Genomic DNA, 15704 nt, shown 5'->3' with positions numbered 1-15704 from the left:
TAGCGGCCTCAGGCCACTGATTCAGAAGCCGTCGTAGCCCAGCGAGATCTTGCCGTCGGCGCGCAACGGCAGGTCGAGGGCCGCCGTCAGGATGTGGGCACCGAGGAGAGGCGGGATCGCGTTGCCGATCTGTTGGGCGATGGCCCTGCCACTCCAGGGGTAGAAGCGGGGGAAGGTCTGGAGAAGGCCCGCCTCCTCGTTGCCGAAGCGGCTGTCCTGCTCGACTCCGTCCCGTACCCTGAGCACCCGGTTACGGGAGATCTTGCCGGTGACGGTGAACGCCGGTTCTTTATCCGTGCGGCGGCCGCGCGCCTTGGGGTCGCCGCCTGTGCCGTAGTTGGAGACCACGGTGAAGTCGTGCTGGCCTAGCGCCTCTCCCATGGATACCCAGGGCGCGAAGGCGGCCGGGGGCTGGGGGATCGCGGAGACGTCCTTGCGATAGCGCTGGTGGGTGGGTTGAGGGAGGCGGGCTTCGACGGGGTTGCCGGGGATCTGTAGCCGAGCGACGAGGACAGCTCGGCGGCGTGTCTGCGGCACGCCGTACTCCTCGGTGTGCAGGATCTCCGGTTCGGCGACCGAATAGCCCTTCGCGCGGAGGACCGTCGCCATCGCCTGCCAGACCGGGAGAACCGCCGGGACCTGCTCGAGGATCACGGCCTCGTAAGGTTCCCCCCGCCCGATCGCCGTGAGTGCCCAGCGCAGAGGCTCCAAGACGAGCCCGGTGCGCTCGTCATCGAGCAGTGCGACGTCGTCGCGGACGTCCTCACCGTCCCCCATGCGCTCGATGAACGCGAGCACCTGGTCGAGCGCGCGGCGCCCCGCGCCGCCGCCGGCCACGGTGAAGGTCTGGCACGGCGGGCCACCGGTGAGCACGTTGGCCGTCGGGAACTTCTCAGGCCCGAAGAGCCGGACGTCGCCCTGCAGGGTGAGCACGTGCGGATCCTCTTTCTTGAGGCTCGCCTCGTACGCGCGACGCGTGGCGCACGCGTCCGCGTCCCACTCGATTCCGGTCACCGGGATACCGAGACGGTGCGCCGCCACGTCGAGCCCGCCGGGGCCGGCGAAGAGATCCACGATCTCGTAGCGGCTCACTTGATCTCCTGTCGGTGCGCGATTCGTTCGATGCGTGGGGCAGCCTTATGCGGAGGGATCGCAAGACGCTCGTCACCAGCGGTTTTGTCCACCATCGGTCCCACAGGTTACCCGCTCGGCCAGCGCGTTGGGGCTGATTCACCTGCCGGATCCGAGTACTGGATGCGAGCGACTCAGTTGCCGAGGGCTACCCGTATCGCGAGGCCGAGGGCTCGGCCCACCGGCGGCGGCGAGGCATGTCCAACCTGTCGGTAACGGGCTGTCTTGCGTCCCGCGAAAGCCCACTCGTCGGGGAAGCCCTGCAGCAGTGCCGCCTGCTCGACAGTCAGCGGTACCAGCCCCTTGTTATTGGAGACGCTGGCGTCCAGACGGAAGGCCGGTCCGGGCGCCTCATCGGCGACGGTTCCACCGTTCACGCCCATCCGCGCCCAGGAGCGCTTCGACCCGGTCGGGCCCAGGTCGGCTCCGCCGCGGTTCCATGATCCGCCCACCAGAGTCGGAGCGACGCGGTCCGCCCCTGCCGCCCATGCGGCCGCTCCGGTCCAGCCCCGCGCGGCCATGGAGGCGGCGAGCGACTCGCCCACCGTGGGCGGAGGCACGGAGGGGGCCGGAGCGGTGAAACCGTCCAGACCGCCCCCTTTGAACGCCACCAGTATCCCCTGCTTGCGATCTTGCGGGACGCCGTAGTCCATCGCGTTGACGACGAGCCAGCGATGCCGGTAACCGAGGTGCTGGAGCTCGCTTGCGACGTACGAGCGGATCGGTTCGTACGCGGGAGCCGACACGAGGGCGGGAACGTTCTCGATGAGCAGGGCCCGAGGCTGCACACCGTGCATGAGCATGATTGTCGCTTCGAGTAGACGGATCTCCACGTCGCTGTCCTGCCGCCCGACCGCCGCGGCCGCCTTGACCCGGGGGAGACCGGCGGCGAGGAGGTCGACGTCGTAAACCTCCTGGTGGTCGACGGGGTCGAAGTCCAGCAAGTCGGCTTCGAGGACCTTCCACCGCGGCCGGTTCAGGCGCAAGGTCTCGCAGGCCACGGGACGGTTGTCCAACAGGAGAACCGGGTCGAACCCGGCCTGTTCGAGGCCGAGCACGAGGCCGCCGGCGCCAGCGCACACCGCCAGGCAGCCGAGCCGTCCGGCCAGGGGTTCTTCCATGGTCACCATTCATGGTCGTCGTACATCGGTGGCTTTGAGAGTCGACAGTCGAGAGGAGTCGATCATGAGTGGTCGGGGCGCTGTTCCCCTCCTCCTCCGTGGAAATGCCTGGTCAGCCCACGACGCAAGGAGTCGGCGACTGCGATGATGCCCTCGCCCTCCTGAGTGGAGTCCACCGTCGAGAAGCGCACCACGCGGGACCTGCGAGAAGGCGCGGCCGCAGCGCACCGCCTTATGCCGCCCACTACGCGGTCGGAGGCCTGCAATGTTTCCGCCGAGAGACCACGGTTTCGTACACGACAGCCGCCCCCTCCTCCGCCGACTGGTGCTCCCAGAAGCGAAGCACGAGCCAGCCGGAATCCGCCAGGCGTGCGTCAGTCTCACGATCGCGCTGGATGTTGCGGTCGATTTTCTCTCGCCAGTAGCCAGGGTTGGTCTTCGGTGGAGTGAAGTGTTCTGGGCAACCGTGCCAGAAGCAGCCGTCGACGAAGACCGCGACCCGGGTGGGGCGGAAAAGCAGGTCGGCGGTACGGCGCATATCAGGCAGCGGCTTCGCCGCGACCCGGTAGCGAAGTCCTGCAGCGTGTACGAGCGATCGGAGCGCCAGCTCGGGGCCGGTGTCGCGGCCCCGGTTCGCGAGCATGCTGCGGCGGTTGCCGGCCGAGGACGCCCAGGACCCTTCAGGAGGGGTCCAGCCGGCGGGCCCCTCGGCAGGCTTCGGCGTGCTGCTGGTCATAGGGCACAAAGAATACGCGTGAGCACATCCTCTCGCCATGCCGACCGCCCCTCCAGGGGCGGGCGGCCCGGCCGTACTGCAGGCAAACCCCTGACCAGGTGCTCCTGAGACGTGCGAGACTTCCTGCCATGCTGCGTGAACCGACGGAAATGGAGATCGGCGAGCTAGGCGAGGTCGAGCTGCCGCTGGGCGTTCTCGCGGAGGCTGGCCTCGGGCCGGGGAGTAAGATCGTCGCGTACAGCGCGGGGGACGGCCGAATCGTGCTGCGCCGTGCGGAGGACGCGGTGGCTGAACTGGTGGAGACGGGGGACCTCAGCTGAAAGGCGTCGCTGACCGCGATCTGATCCCGAGGACAGCCCTGGCTGACCACATACACGATCTCCGCATTGGCGTCGTGGGCGGGCGGTCATACTGGAACCTGTAGGAGACCGGCAGGGAGCTGGCTTCGGGGCCGCGTCCCCGAAGCGCGTGCTGCATGAGCACGGCCGTGCTCTTCCCCGAAGCCCAGCGCCGATCGTACGAGGCCGTCTCAGGCGAATTCCAGTGACGACCTCGGGAGCAGTGTGTAACCATCCGTGAATGGAACAGGCCGAAGGCTTCCCCGATCAACTCACCATTACAAAATCTGAGTTGGGCAGGGTGCTGCAAGGTGTTCTGCCATCGCGGCTGGCTCGGTTTGAGGCTGAGCGTCAGTCGAACCGCGGCGGCCAGGGCGACAGTGGTTGGGTTCCGCTCACAGTGGAGCAGTGGAGGTCGGTACTTCTCGAAGCAGGGCTTCCGCAACAATGGACTTGGCTGCGTGATGCAACGCAGCGGGTGGTTTCGTGCCGTGACCGCACGTCGAAGTCTGTCGGGAGAAGGCTGCCCGGGTGGGCCGACGAGATGTGTGAACTCTGGGCAAGCATGCATGCGACGCTCGGCGAGATGAGCAGATTCCTGCCTCCGGATGATCAGGTCGGGGAGCTTGCCCTTGCTGAGCAACTGGTCGACAGTGCAAGGCGCTTTGGAGCGGCAGTGCTGGGCTGTGCGATCAACCAGTGGGACGCAGGACTTTGGGAGACGGCTCGTCTGCACAGAATTGTGGCGGACGAGACGAGCGCGGCGTTGCTGAATGCTTCGTGCTCCTCGGTGACCAGCACAGGACTCGTCTACGAACGTTGGGTGGAGCTGTCGACAGCCGAGCTGGCGGAGGGGGACGGCCTCACATTCACTGCCAGGCTCACTGCAGCCTGGAGCAGTGCCCAAGAGGAACTCGACCAGCGTCTACGCAGGCAGTCGGCGCATCTCATCAATAGCTCGACGACACTGACCCCGTCCCTACGCCGACATCTGGTCCACTTGGGCACGAATGCATTCCCGCTGGAAGCCCATCGAGTTGCCATCGAAACTCGCGACCTGGTCGTCGAAGCACTCAAGTCCGACGAGGCCGGCTGCCTTCAGGTCCTGCAGTCCTATTGGGATGCAGAACCCGAATTGTGGATGGCATTCACGGGGGTATCGAAAGCTTATGAAGAAATTTCTGCTTCGCAGAACGACGAGTACCGATTGGACTCCGTCACTAATGCGTACCGTTACGCGATGGAAGGCGATGTACGCCGCACCGCGCGAGTAACGCTGGCATTGATGAACCTCCTGCCGCCCACGGCGGTCGCGTCACGGCCCGCTGCAGTGGCTCCTGACCGATACCTGACTCTCGGGCCGTTGCTCGATCTGCTGCGCAGACATCCACAGCAGCCGATATGCGTCGCCCTCGCTTCGTCGATCAAGACCGCGTGGCGGAACCCGATAGGCCATTGCGAGGTCTCGTGGGATGCGGAACGGGGTACGGCGTTGCTTGCAGGCGAGCCGGTAGATGGGGAAGATCTCCTGGCGGCTGCGGAGTGGTCGCAGGCTGTGTGCAGGGCTTTTGACCATGGGGTCGAAGTAGCCCTTGCGGTCGCTACGCTCAACGATCCGTTCACCCGGGGCGCCGTTCCAGAGAGCACCCGCAACCTGCTCATTTGTGACGCCGTCGGCTCCACGGGAGTGCACCTGCTGAAGTTGCGGAGAGCCCCCGGCAAGCTGACTTTGACGGTCCGCAACATCACATCTCGAAACATCCTCGACCTTCTCGGCGCAGTGGCGGCTGCCGCACCTCATGCGCCGGAAGTGGCCCGTTGGGAAATTAGAGAGGAAGGCGGAACGCTACCGCTGTTGGTCGATCGTGCCTGGGTCGAAGCGGTCCTTGGGCAGGTCGGCGAAGCGGGGAAGATGCTCTTGCCGGATGACGCTGTGCCTCTGATGATGAATGTGCTCCTAAATGCCGAAATTGCACCAGCTTTGGCTGCCTACAGTGTTATCGAGGTTGGAGCAGCGCAGGTGCTAGGCGAAGCGGACCTGCTCACAGAACGTCTGAAGGTTTCCGACTCTGTGGCGATGTCGAACCTGCTCTTGCGCGTGGAGCACGTTCGACGTGCCATCCAGTGCACGGCCAAGGTGCTCGGGTTTGAGGTCGGCAGCAACATACTCAGGTACTTCGAGCGACAGCTCGCTCAAGTAGAACGTGATGTGCGTGCAACGCCCGGAGCGTTGGTACTCCGGGCACTCCAGCCGATTCGTGACGTGCTCCGGGCACGCCACGTCGACCTGCCATGGCCACCCGGTTAGGCGTCGCCCATCCCTGCATCGGGCAGCGAGCGCACCTATGAGGGGTGGATCGACAGGTACGCTGACAGTTGTCTTAACGGAGTTTCGCGGACACCAACAAGGACAACGCCAACCGTCAGGTGCGGCTGAGCTTCCTGGGCTGACCAGGGTCGCTCGCGGGCGGTCATGTTGAGCGGGCCCCGTGTTCCGGCGGCTTCACACAGAGACAGAGGACGGACCGCGCTGCACGGCAGCAGGTGAGCCGGCCTGGGCAACTCGATCCGGCCTATCTGTTCATGACCACCGTTCGAATTCGGCGTCGAGGCGCGGGTCGGTGCGTACCCAGACTTCGCCATCGGCGGCCTCGGCCGGGGCGTCGACTCGTTCGATGCCGAGGAATTCGATCAACTTGAGCAGTTCGGCCCGTTCGGCCCGGTCATCGCCGACGTCATGTGAGTCGAAGAAGACGTAGTACTGGTTGCTCGGGTCTACGATGCCCGAATCTGCCCAGATCCGGGCGACTTCCTTGATTGCCGCGGCCTCGGTCGTGATCGTGGCGGCGCGAGCAACGCCACGAGTCTCCGGTGACGCGTCGAGGTCCGCGAGGTCCGGGAACCACTGGCCGAAGTGGTCGAGGCCGGTGTATCCGTTCTCGAAGAAGAGCATCGCGCTCGGAAGGTAGCGATTCCCCCTGTCCACCCGGAGGTATTCCGACCGGGGTGTGTCCGCCGCCTCGATCCGGGCGATCACGCCTTGTCCGGGCATGAGCACCAAGCTCTGTTCCGCCGGTTCATCCTCGATGGTGTAAGTAGCAGAGTCTCGATCCCGGAAGAACGCGGAGAATGCCACGTACGCTTCCTGGGGGTCGCCCACGGAGACCTGCTGGTCGTTGCCGTCACCGACGGCGAAGACGAACTGTTTTGGGCCAGGGGCGTAAGGGCGGGCCACGTGTGTCCTTCCAGCAGGTGTGATACGCGCGTCAGCGTAGTCGCATCAGAGCTGACGGACCGGCCGCCGTTCATGGCCGACGAACTGCCGGAAGGGCCGGCGGGAGGTTACCTCGAACGCCGGTGCCTCGCGGCCGTTACCGCCACCGCGACACCGCACATGGTGCGCGAGGTCGGTGGGCGCCTCGGCCCGGAGCACGCCGCGGTGCTGACCGGCCGGAGGCCTGACCTCCGGCCGGTCAGCACCCACGCTCGTCAGGTGGCGTTGCCCGTCGGGATCACGGCGACAGCAGGGGCGGGGACGGTGTCCGTGTCGTCGGCGGCCGCGGCCTTCGCCGATGTTGCGATTCCGAGCTTCTCGAGGATCTTCCTCTCGATCTCGTCGGTGAGGCCGGGGTTGTCCTTGAGGAAGGCGCGGGCCTTCTCCTTGCCCTGGCCGAGCTGGTCGCCCTCGTACGTGTACCAGGCGCCGGCCTTGCGGATGAAGCCGTTGTCCACGCCCATGTCGATCAGACCGCCCTCGCGGCTGATGCCCTGGCCGTAGAGGATGTCGAACTCGGCCTGCTTGAAGGGCGGCGCGACCTTGTTCTTGACGACCTTGACACGGGTGCGGTTGCCGATCGCGTCGGTCCCGTCCTTCAGTGTCTCGATACGCCGGATGTCCAGGCGCACCGAGGCGTAGAACTTCAGCGCGCGGCCGCCGGTCGTGGTCTCCGGCGAGCCGAACATCACGCCGATCTTCTCGCGGAGCTGATTGATGAAGATCGCCGTCGTCCTCGTCTGGCTGAGCGCGCTGGTGATCTTCCGGAGCGCCTGGCTCATCAGACGGGCCTGCAGGCCCATGTGGGAGTCACCCATGGCGCCCTCGATCTCGGCACGCGGCACCAGGGCCGCGACGGAGTCGATCACGATCAGGTCGATCGCGCCGGAGCGGATCAGGATGTCGACGATCTCCAGCGCCTGTTCGCCGTTGTCCGGCTGGGACAGGATGAGGTTGTCGGTGTCGACGCCGAGCTTCTTGGCGTACTCCGGGTCCAGGGCGTGTTCGGCGTCGACGAAGGCCACCGTGCCGCCGGCTTTCTGCGCGTTCGCCACCGCGTGCAGCGTCAGCGTCGTCTTGCCGGAGGACTCCGGTCCGTACACCTCCACCACACGGCCGCGCGGCAGTCCGCCGACGCCGAGCGCTACGTCGAGCGCCGTGGACCCGGTGGGGATCACTTCGATGGGCTCGTTCGGCCGCTCGCCCAGGCGCATGACCGCACCCTTGCCGAACTTCCGCTCGATCTGCGCGAGCGCGGTGTCCAGCGCCTTCTCGTGGTCGGTTCCTGCCATGAGCTTCACCCGGTCCGATTGAGTGGCCCGCCGCACGTCGGAGAACGTGGGCGTCTGCTGCCGACAACGGACGTGTCGGAGATCCAGAAACGAACATCCGATCGATTTACGTGTCCATTGAAAGGTACCAAACGGAGGCAAGCGGGACGGTGTACGCGCCGGACCGCTCCGGAGGCGGGCCGCGGCCGGGCCGGCGGTCGGCCATGCGGTCGTACCCGGTGGGGATCCTCCAGTCCGGTCGCCGGAACTCGTCAGCGCGCAGGGGCGCGCCCACGAGTGCGGCAGGCTTCGGCACGGTTCAACAGGTTCTGGTCCGCGCCGGTGTACGCGGAGACATACGTGTGCACACACGCGCCGCCCGGGGAACTCCGCACGCCCTACCGGTGCGCGCGGGCAACGGAAATGATGAGCGCACCGCACATGAACCATCGATCCGCAGTTCCCCCTGCCCCGGCCGGGCGGACTCGCGGCGGAAGGAGTTCACGGTGTTGCTTCTCATCTCCCCGGACGGCATCGAGGAAGCGCTCGCCTGCGCGAAGGCGGCGGAGCACCTCGACATCGTCGACGTCAAGAAGCCCGACGAGGGCTCTCTCGGCGCCAACTTCCCCTGGGTCATCCGGGAGATCCGCGACGCGGTGCCGGCGGACAAACCGGTGTCCGCCACCGTGGGAGACGTGCCGTACAAGCCCGGCACCGTGGCGCAGGCCGCGCTCGGCGCGGCCGTCTCCGGCGCCACGTACATCAAGGTGGGCCTGTACGGATGCACGACTCCCGAGCAGGGTGTCGAGGTCATGCGGGCGGTTGTCCGCGCGGTGAAGGACTACCGTCCGGACGCGCTCGTCGTCGCCTCGGGCTACGCCGACGCCCATCGTGTCGGCTGCGTCAACCCGCTCGCCCTGCCCGACATCGCGGCCCGCGCCGGTGCCGACGCCGCCATGCTGGACACCGCGATCAAGGACGGGACCGGGCTGTTCGACCATGTTCCGCCGGACCTCTGCGCCGAGTTCGTCCGCCGCGCCCACGCGGCCGGTCAGTTCGCCGCACTCGCGGGCAGCGTCAAGCAGGCAGATCTCGGTCAGCTGACCCGCATCGGCACGGACATCGTCGGGGTGCGGGGTGCGGTCTGCTCGGGCGGTGACCGCAACGCCGGAACGATTCAGCCGCACCTGGTCGCGGCCTTCCGGGCGGAGATGGACCGGCAGGCCCGGGAGTTCGCCGCCGACGTCCCGGCCCTGAACTGACCACCGGGATGCCGACACCGCATGCCGGCCGCGTCTCCGGACGCCGTGCCCCCTGCCTCGCTGTCATCGACCCGGCCTCCGGGGAGATCTTCGACGAGACCCCCGACCAGCAGCCGGACGAACTGGACGACGTGATCGACCGGGCCAGGCACGCCTGGACCGGTTGGCGCGCCGACCCGGCCGCCCGCACCGCCGGGCTGAACGCCGCCGCCGACGCCGTGGAGGCCGCCGGAGACGACCTCGCTCCGCTGCTCACCCGGGAACAGGGCAAGCCCCTCGCCGAGTCGTACGCCGAGGTCGCCCGTACGGCAGCCCGGCTTCGGTACTTCGCCGCCCTGGCTCCCCGCACCCGCCGGATCGACGACGGCCGTCCCGTGCACAGCGAGATCCGCTGGCAGTCTCTCGGGCCCGTTGCCGCGATCGTGCCGTGGAACTTCCCCCTCCAGCTCGCTTCGGCGAAGTTCGCGCCCGCGCTCGCGGCCGGCAACACCGTGGTCCTCAAACCGTCCCCGTACACCCCCCTTGCCACCCGGCTGCTCGGCGCCGTCCTCGCCAAAGCCCTGCCCGAGGACGTCCTGACCGTCATCACCGGCCGGGAACCCCTCGGTGCCCGCCTCGCCTCCCACCCGGGTATCCGCCATGTCACCTTCACCGGCTCGGTGCCGACGGGACGGGCCGTCGCCGCGGCCGCGGCGGGCTCCCTCGCCCGTGTCACCCTGGAACTGGGTGGCAACGACGCGGCGGTGCTCCTGGACGACGTCGACGTGGAGCGGGTCGCGGACCGGCTGTTCTGGGCCGCCTTCCGTAACTGCGGGCAGGTCTGCATGGCGGTCAAACGCGTCTACGCACCGGCCCGGCTCCACGCCGCGGTGGTCGAAGCCCTCGCCCACCGCGCGAAGACCGTCGTCGTCGGACCCGGTCTTGAGCCGGGCACCCGGCTCGGGCCGGTCAACAACGCCCCCCAGCTGGCCCGGATCGAGCGGTTCGTCCAACGGGCCCTGGCGGCCGGTGCCAGGGCAGCGGCCGGCGGTCACCGGCTCGACGGACCGGGCTACTTCTTCGCTCCCACGATCCTCACGGACGTCCCGCCCGAGGACCCGGTGGTGACCGAGGAACAGTTCGGACCGGTTCTGCCGGTGCTGCCGTACCGAAACCTCGACGAAGCCGTCGAAGCGGCCAACGGCACCGGCTTCGGGCTGGGCGGCTCCGTCTGGGGCACCGATCCCGACCGCGCGGCGGCGACAGCCGACCGGCTCGAATGCGGCACGGTCTGGATCAACCACCACGCCGAACTCTCCCTCGCCCAGCCCTTCGCAGGCGTCAAGGAGAGCGGCTTGGGTGTCGCGGGAGGACCGTGGGGCCTCTACGGCAACCTCCGTCCATTCGTCGTGCACCGGCCGCCGGAGGAAGAGCGATGAGGTTCCGAGCCGCCGTGCTGCGCTCCTGCGAGAGCCCGTTCGCGGTCGAGGACGTCGTTCTGAACACCGCGCCCGCCCCCGGCGAAATCCTCGTGGAGATCGTGGGAAGCGGAATGTGCCGGACCGATCTCGCGGTCCGGCGGTCAGCCGGACGCACCCCGCTGCCGGCTGTCCTCGGCCACGAGGGGACCGGGGTAGTGGTGGCGGCGGGCGGCGGCCCGGACACCGCGGTCGGCGTCGGTGACCACGTCGTGCTGAGCTTCGATTCCTGCGGGGACTGCCTGAGCTGCCGCGGCGCGGCCCCCGCCTACTGCGACTCGTTCGCCTCACTCAACCTCTTCGGGGGACGCGAGGAGGACACACCACGGCTCACCGACGCCGCCGGGGGAGCGGTGGCCTCCCGCTGGTTCGGCCAGTCGTCCTTCGCCGAATACGCCCTCGTCCCGGCGCGCAACGCCGTCCGGGTCGACACGGCCCTGCCGCTCGAACTGCTCGGTCCGCTCGGCTGCGGAGCCCTCACCGGTGCCGGAGCCGTGCTGAACACGTTCCGTGCCGGCCCCGGCGACACCCTCGTCGTACTCGGCGCGGGAGCGGTGGGCCTGACCGCGGTCATGGCGGCCACCGCCGCCGGCGTACGGAGCGTGGCCGTCGACCGGCATCCGGGGCGCCTGGAGCTCGCCGAGCGGTTCGGCGCGATCCCGCTGCCCGCGGGGACGTCCGGACTGGCCGAGCGCATCCGTCGGCACACCGACGGCGGCGCGCAGTACGCCCTGGACACCACGGCCTCCGCCCCGCTCATCAATGACGCGCTCCGCGCGCTGCGCCCCACCGGCACCCTCGGTCTCGTGGCGCGCCTTCACACCGCGCTGCCGCTCGAACCGGGCACGTTGGACGGGGGCCGCAGCATCCGGCACATCTGCGAGGGGGACGCCGTACCCGAACTGATGATTCCGCGGCTGATCGGCCTGTGGCAGGCCGGCCGCTTCCCCTTCGACCAACTGATCCGCACCTATCCCTTGGCCGACATCAACGAGGCCGAACGCGACTGCGACGCCGGACGCGTGATCAAGCCCGTCCTGCTGCCGGAAAGAAGAGACCGATGAGTGAAACGTCCATCCCCGGGGACTCCCTCCACCCCACCAGTGACACTTCCGTGCTCCTCGCTCCCACCGAAGGGGCCACGACCACCACGCCGACGCGGCGGACCGGCGAGGGAGGCGTGGACGCAGGTGTGGGATCGACTTCCCTCCTGGTCGCCGCCGCACGGGCGATCGAGACCCACCGCCACGACAGCCTGGCCCGGGACGTCTACGCGGAACACTTCGTACGCGCGGCCCCCGCCTGCGCGGACTGGCCGGTGCGTATCGAACAGGTCCCGGACGGGGACGGCAACCCGTTGTGGGGGAGGTTCGCCCGCTACTTCGGTCTGCGGACCGGAGTCCTCGACGACTTCCTTCACCGGTCGGTCGGTACGGGCGTCCGCCAAGTGGTCCTGCTGGGGGCGGGACTGGACACCCGTGCCTTCCGGCTGGACCTGCCGTCCGACTGCGTCGTCTTCGAGATCGACAGGGCGGGCGTGCTGGCCTTCAAACAACAGGTGCTCACGGATCTGTCGGCCGCCCCGAAGGCGAAGCGGGTCCCGGTGCCGGTCGATCTGCGCGGCGACTGGGTCACCGCGCTGACCTCCGTCGGTTTCGACCCGGCCGCCCCGAGCGTCTGGCTGGCCGAAGGGCTGCTCTTCTACCTGCCGGGCCCCGCCGAGACGTACCTCATCGACACGGTGGACCGGCTCACCACCACGGGCAGCGCCCTGGTCTTCGAGGCCAAGCTGGAGAAGGACCTGCTCGCGTACCGCGACAGCCCGATCTACACGGCGACGCGGGAACAGATCGGCATCGATCTGCTCGACCTCTTCGACAGCGGGCCGCGCCCCGACTCCGCGGGTGACCTGGCGGCCAAGGGCTGGTCCACCTCGGTGCACACGCCCTTCGAGTTCACCCGCCTGCGGGGACGTGGTCCCCTCCCCGAACCGAACGACGCGCTGGAGGGGAACCGGTGGGTCTTCGCGCACAAGAGCAGACCCTGACGTCGGCACGGGTGGGGCGCGCCGGGGCGGTACCGAGGGGCAGCGCCCCGGGACGCTCAGGTCCTGGCCGTGTCAGACGGCCCGGACAGCCACCAGTTGGTCGGCCGGGATCCCGCCCAGGTCCGGCGCGTAGTAGTCCTCGATGCCCCTGGCCCATGTGGTCACGGTGACGCGGTCCCCGGCGTCCGGGCCGAAGGCGTCGAAAAGGGCGTGGATGTTCGCCTCCGCGAAGCCGATCGCCGTCATCAGCGACACGAAGAGCGGGCGCTCGATCAGACCGTCCCCGTCGGGGTCGCCGAGTGCGGCGAGCGCCTCGGCGAACTCGGTGATCGTGGGACCGAACCGCTCGGGGTCGAGCACGAACGGACGGAACTCGTCGAGGGAGATCACGCCATCGCCGTTGGCGTCCAACTCCGTTTCCAGCGTGGTCCAGTAACGCCGGAACGCGGCTCGGATGGCCTCCCTGGCGCCGTCGTCCGACGCGACCGCCACCTCCAGGACACGTCCCGTCATGAGGTCGAAGTCGTCGGCGTCGAGGACCCCGTTGCCGTTGGCGTCGAAGAGGGAGAAGATCAACTCGACCCTCTCGGTGGCCTCAGTTCGCATGTCCGTCACCTGTCTCCTACGGTCCGTCGATCCCGGACTCGGCTCAGTGAGTGCACCTGCGTAACCGTGCAGGGGGAGAAACGTGACTGAGGAGACGTCCGCTGCCGGAGGAAGTGAGTTCGCCGACAACCAGTTCGTACGCGCGGGCCAGGCCTGCGGGACGCGGTCGAGGCGTAGTTCAGCGTGACACCCCGGACGCCGCACAGATCGAGTCAGCCGGCCGTCGCACTCGGACCAGCTCGACGCGAGTGCGCCCCGGTCACCGGCGGCCGGTGGCCAGGATGACGAGGAACTGACCGCCGCCCGGCTCGATGTCGGCGGTCACGGGCAGCCCCGGTACCAGCCGGGAGAACCGGTCCACCAGCCAGTCCGCCGCTTCCTGGGCGTCGCGGCGGGTCGGGCACCGGCCCACCATCTCGCGGCCCCCCTTGCGCTCCAGCCTCTGGGCAACGGTGACCAGCGGCGCGGGTTCGACCACGTACAGGCTGTCCGGCCAGGCGATGACCACCTTGACCGCGCCCTTGCGGGTGTTGCATCCGCGGTGTGCGAGCCGTTCGGCGACCTTGGCCTTCCGGTCGGCGGTCCGGCTGTCGACGCTGGGGCCCCGCGGGTCGTTCACCGACTCGTCGGGGTCGACCGCTTCGTCGCAGACCCAGCATCGCCAGCCGTCGCGCTCGGCCACATCATCAAGAAGACTCATCCGAGCAAAGTAGCCTGCCCGGCCGCCGGCCCGCGCATCAGGCCCCGGCAATGCCGTGAGACCGGCCGTCCAAAGCCGCGACGTCCGGCGAACAACGTCACCGATGCCTTGACCTGCGTGCCGTGCCGCTCGCGCCCGGGGCGGCTACTTCTTGATTCCGTGCTGTGCCGCCCAGTCGTTCGCCACGTCCTCCGGGTCCTTCTTGTCCTTGTCCACCAGGCGGTTGAGCTCGGTGAGGTCCTTGGTCGTCAGTGCGTTGCCGAGGCGGGCGAGTGCCTTGCGGACCGTCGAGTCGGCCTTGCGGTCGGCGACGAGGGGGACGATGTGCTGGCCGGGGATCAGGTTCCTGGGGTCGGTGAGGACGACCCAGTGCTCCGCGACGATGTCGGTGTCGGTGGTGAAGAGGTTCGCGACGTCGACGTCGCCCTTCTTCAGGGCGCCCTTGACGAGCGGCCCCGAGGAGTCCAGGGACTTGAACTCCTTGAACTCCACGCCGTACACGTCCTTGAGGCCCACCGCGCCCACCGCGCGCTTCTTGACCTCGGGCGCCGCGCCGATGACGAGCTTGCCGTTGTGTTCGGCGAGGTCGGCCAGGGACGTGAGGCGGTACTTCCGGGCGGTCTCGCGGGTGACGACGAAGGCGTCGGAGTCCTCGGCCGTGCCGTAGGGCAGGATCTGCAGGCCGCGCGGAAGGGCCATGGCGAGGGCGTTCTGCATCTCGCCCTCCTCGGTGGCCGTGGCCTTGGTGTCGAGGTAGTGGAGCAGGGCGCCCTGGTATTCGGGCAGCAGGTCGATGTCGCCGCCCTTGAGGGCGGGGATGAGGATCTCGCGGGTGCCGAGGTTGGGGCGGACGGTGGTCTTCACGCCGGCTGCTTCGAGGGCGGCGGCGTAGAGGTACCCGAGGACCTGGTTCTCGGTGAAGTTGGCGGTGCCGATGGTGACGCCGTCCTTGCTGGAGCCTCCGCCTCCGCCGCCGGAGCCCTGTCCGTCGAGGGAGGTGATGCCACCGCTGCAGGAGGCGAGTGCGGGGACGGAGGCGGCGGCGAAGAGCCCGCCGAGCAGAGTCCTGCGGTTCATGGTGCTTGCTCCTAGGCCGACTTGGCGGGGCGGTGGCGGAAGAGGGTGCGCTGGAGTACGGAGAGCGCGAGATCGAGTACGACGGCGACGACCGCCACGAGCACGGCGCCGCCGAGCACCTGCACGAGGTCGCGCTGGGCGAGCCCGTCGAAGACGTACCGGCCGAGCCCGCCGAAGGAGACGTACGCGGCGATGGTGGCCGTCGCGACGACCTGGATGAGCGCGAGCCTGAGCCCGGTCATGATCAGGGGGAGCGCGAGGGGGAGCTCGACCTGGAAGAGGACCTGGTGCCTTCGCATGCCCTGGCCGCGCGCCGCGTCCCGTACGTCGGGGTCGACCGCGGTCATCCCGGCGTACGTGTTGGTGACGATGGACGGCACGGCGAGCGCCACGAGGGCGATGTAGACCGGCCACATGGAGAGGCCGCTGGCGAGGAAGACCAGCACGACGAGCCCGACCGTGGGCAGCGCGCGTCCGAAACTGGACAGGTTGATGGCGAGGAAGGCGCCGCGCCCGGTGTGTCCGATGAGCAGCCCGACGGGCAGTGCGATGGCGGCGGCGACGAGGGTGGCGAGCAGGGAGTACTGGAGGTGTTCGGCGAGGCGGTGCCCGATGCCGTCGGGGCCCGTCCACTGTTCACTGCTGACCAGCCAGGCGCCGAGGCCCTTGAGGAGTTCGTACATC

At 68.6% G+C, this 15704-nt stretch carries 15 protein-coding genes; 6 read left to right on the top strand and 9 right to left on the bottom strand.

Annotated features, from left to right (window positions below):
* Positions 1 to 21: 21 nt before the first annotated feature.
* The 3 genes from OG408_RS05205 to OG408_RS05195 form a co-directional block, all read right to left on the bottom strand.
* Entirely contained in the window at positions 22 to 1092 is a 1071-nt protein-coding gene (locus tag OG408_RS05205; protein ID WP_326668491.1) for a DNA cytosine methyltransferase, read from the bottom strand.
* Between the two features lie 173 nt (positions 1093 to 1265).
* Positions 1266 to 2261, bottom strand: a complete 996-nt coding sequence (locus OG408_RS05200) for a DNA cytosine methyltransferase (RefSeq protein ID WP_326668489.1) — start codon at positions 2259 to 2261, stop codon at positions 1266 to 1268.
* Between the two features lie 235 nt (positions 2262 to 2496).
* Positions 2497 to 2988 (bottom strand): very short patch repair endonuclease, encoded by a 492-nt coding sequence (locus tag OG408_RS05195; RefSeq protein ID WP_326668488.1) that lies wholly within the window; start codon positions 2986 to 2988, stop codon positions 2497 to 2499.
* Positions 2989 to 3116: 128 nt separating this feature from the next.
* Here OG408_RS05195 and OG408_RS05190 point away from each other — a divergent pair, with 128 nt between their 5' ends.
* Together OG408_RS05190 and OG408_RS05185 are read left to right on the top strand one after the other, a co-directional pair.
* Positions 3117 to 3308 (top strand): hypothetical protein, encoded by a 192-nt coding sequence (locus tag OG408_RS05190; RefSeq protein ID WP_326668486.1) that lies wholly within the window; start codon positions 3117 to 3119, stop codon positions 3306 to 3308.
* A 259-nt stretch (positions 3309 to 3567) separates the two neighbouring features.
* Positions 3568 to 5634 (top strand): hypothetical protein, encoded by a 2067-nt coding sequence (locus OG408_RS05185; RefSeq protein WP_326668484.1) that lies wholly within the window; start codon positions 3568 to 3570, stop codon positions 5632 to 5634.
* A gap of 273 nt (positions 5635 to 5907) precedes the next feature.
* On the opposite strand, the gene OG408_RS05180 is transcribed toward OG408_RS05185, so the two are convergent.
* Both OG408_RS05180 and recA read right to left on the bottom strand, forming a co-directional pair.
* Positions 5908 to 6561 (bottom strand): hypothetical protein, encoded by a 654-nt coding sequence (locus OG408_RS05180; RefSeq protein WP_326668483.1) that lies wholly within the window; start codon positions 6559 to 6561, stop codon positions 5908 to 5910.
* Positions 6562 to 6815: 254 nt separating this feature from the next.
* Positions 6816 to 7892: a recombinase RecA gene (gene recA, locus OG408_RS05175; protein WP_326668481.1), complete on the bottom strand. Its 1077-nt coding sequence runs from the start codon at positions 7890 to 7892 to the stop codon at positions 6816 to 6818.
* A 485-nt stretch (positions 7893 to 8377) separates the two neighbouring features.
* Between recA and OG408_RS05170 the strand changes: the two genes are divergently transcribed.
* Genes OG408_RS05170 through OG408_RS05155 form a run of 4 tightly spaced genes read left to right on the top strand, consistent with a single transcriptional unit; the run spans position 8378 to position 12637 of the window.
* Entirely contained in the window at positions 8378 to 9133 is a 756-nt protein-coding gene (locus OG408_RS05170; protein WP_266775894.1) for a (5-formylfuran-3-yl)methyl phosphate synthase, read from the top strand.
* A gap of 8 nt (positions 9134 to 9141) precedes the next feature.
* Positions 9142 to 10551, top strand: a complete 1410-nt coding sequence (locus OG408_RS05165) for an aldehyde dehydrogenase family protein (RefSeq protein ID WP_326668480.1) — start codon at positions 9142 to 9144, stop codon at positions 10549 to 10551.
* A complete protein-coding gene (locus OG408_RS05160) occupies positions 10548 to 11654 on the top strand; it encodes an NAD(P)-dependent alcohol dehydrogenase (protein WP_326668479.1) in 1107 nt (368 codons plus the stop codon). Before OG408_RS05165 ends, OG408_RS05160 begins: the two co-directional genes overlap by 4 nt.
* Complete coding sequence (locus OG408_RS05155) at positions 11651 to 12637, top strand: class I SAM-dependent methyltransferase (protein WP_326668477.1); 987 nt, start codon at positions 11651 to 11653, stop codon at positions 12635 to 12637. The genes OG408_RS05160 and OG408_RS05155 overlap by 4 nt, the downstream gene beginning before the upstream one ends.
* 72 nt (positions 12638 to 12709) lie before the next feature.
* Here OG408_RS05155 and OG408_RS05150 read toward each other — a convergent pair whose 3' ends face one another.
* The 4 genes from OG408_RS05150 to OG408_RS05135 all read right to left on the bottom strand — a co-directional run bounded on the left by OG408_RS05150 (position 12710) and on the right by OG408_RS05135 (position 15703).
* A complete protein-coding gene (locus tag OG408_RS05150; protein WP_326668475.1) occupies positions 12710 to 13243 on the bottom strand; it encodes an EF-hand domain-containing protein in 534 nt (177 codons plus the stop codon).
* Between the two features lie 259 nt (positions 13244 to 13502).
* Entirely contained in the window at positions 13503 to 13943 is a 441-nt protein-coding gene (locus OG408_RS05145; RefSeq protein WP_266775883.1) for a hypothetical protein, read from the bottom strand.
* Between the two features lie 144 nt (positions 13944 to 14087).
* Entirely contained in the window at positions 14088 to 15020 is a 933-nt protein-coding gene (locus tag OG408_RS05140) for an ABC transporter substrate-binding protein (RefSeq protein WP_266775881.1), read from the bottom strand.
* An 11-nt stretch (positions 15021 to 15031) separates the two neighbouring features.
* On the bottom strand, positions 15032 to 15703 hold the full coding sequence (locus OG408_RS05135) for an ABC transporter permease (RefSeq protein WP_266775879.1): 672 nt from the start codon (positions 15701 to 15703) through the stop codon (positions 15032 to 15034).
* Position 15704 lies beyond the last annotated feature (1 nt).

This window comes from Streptomyces sp. NBC_01257 (assembly GCF_035917255.1).
GTDB lineage: Bacteria > Actinomycetota > Actinomycetes > Streptomycetales > Streptomycetaceae > Streptomyces.
Note: the sequence above shows the minus strand (reverse complement) of the source record. Positions and strands in the feature narration are given on the sequence as shown.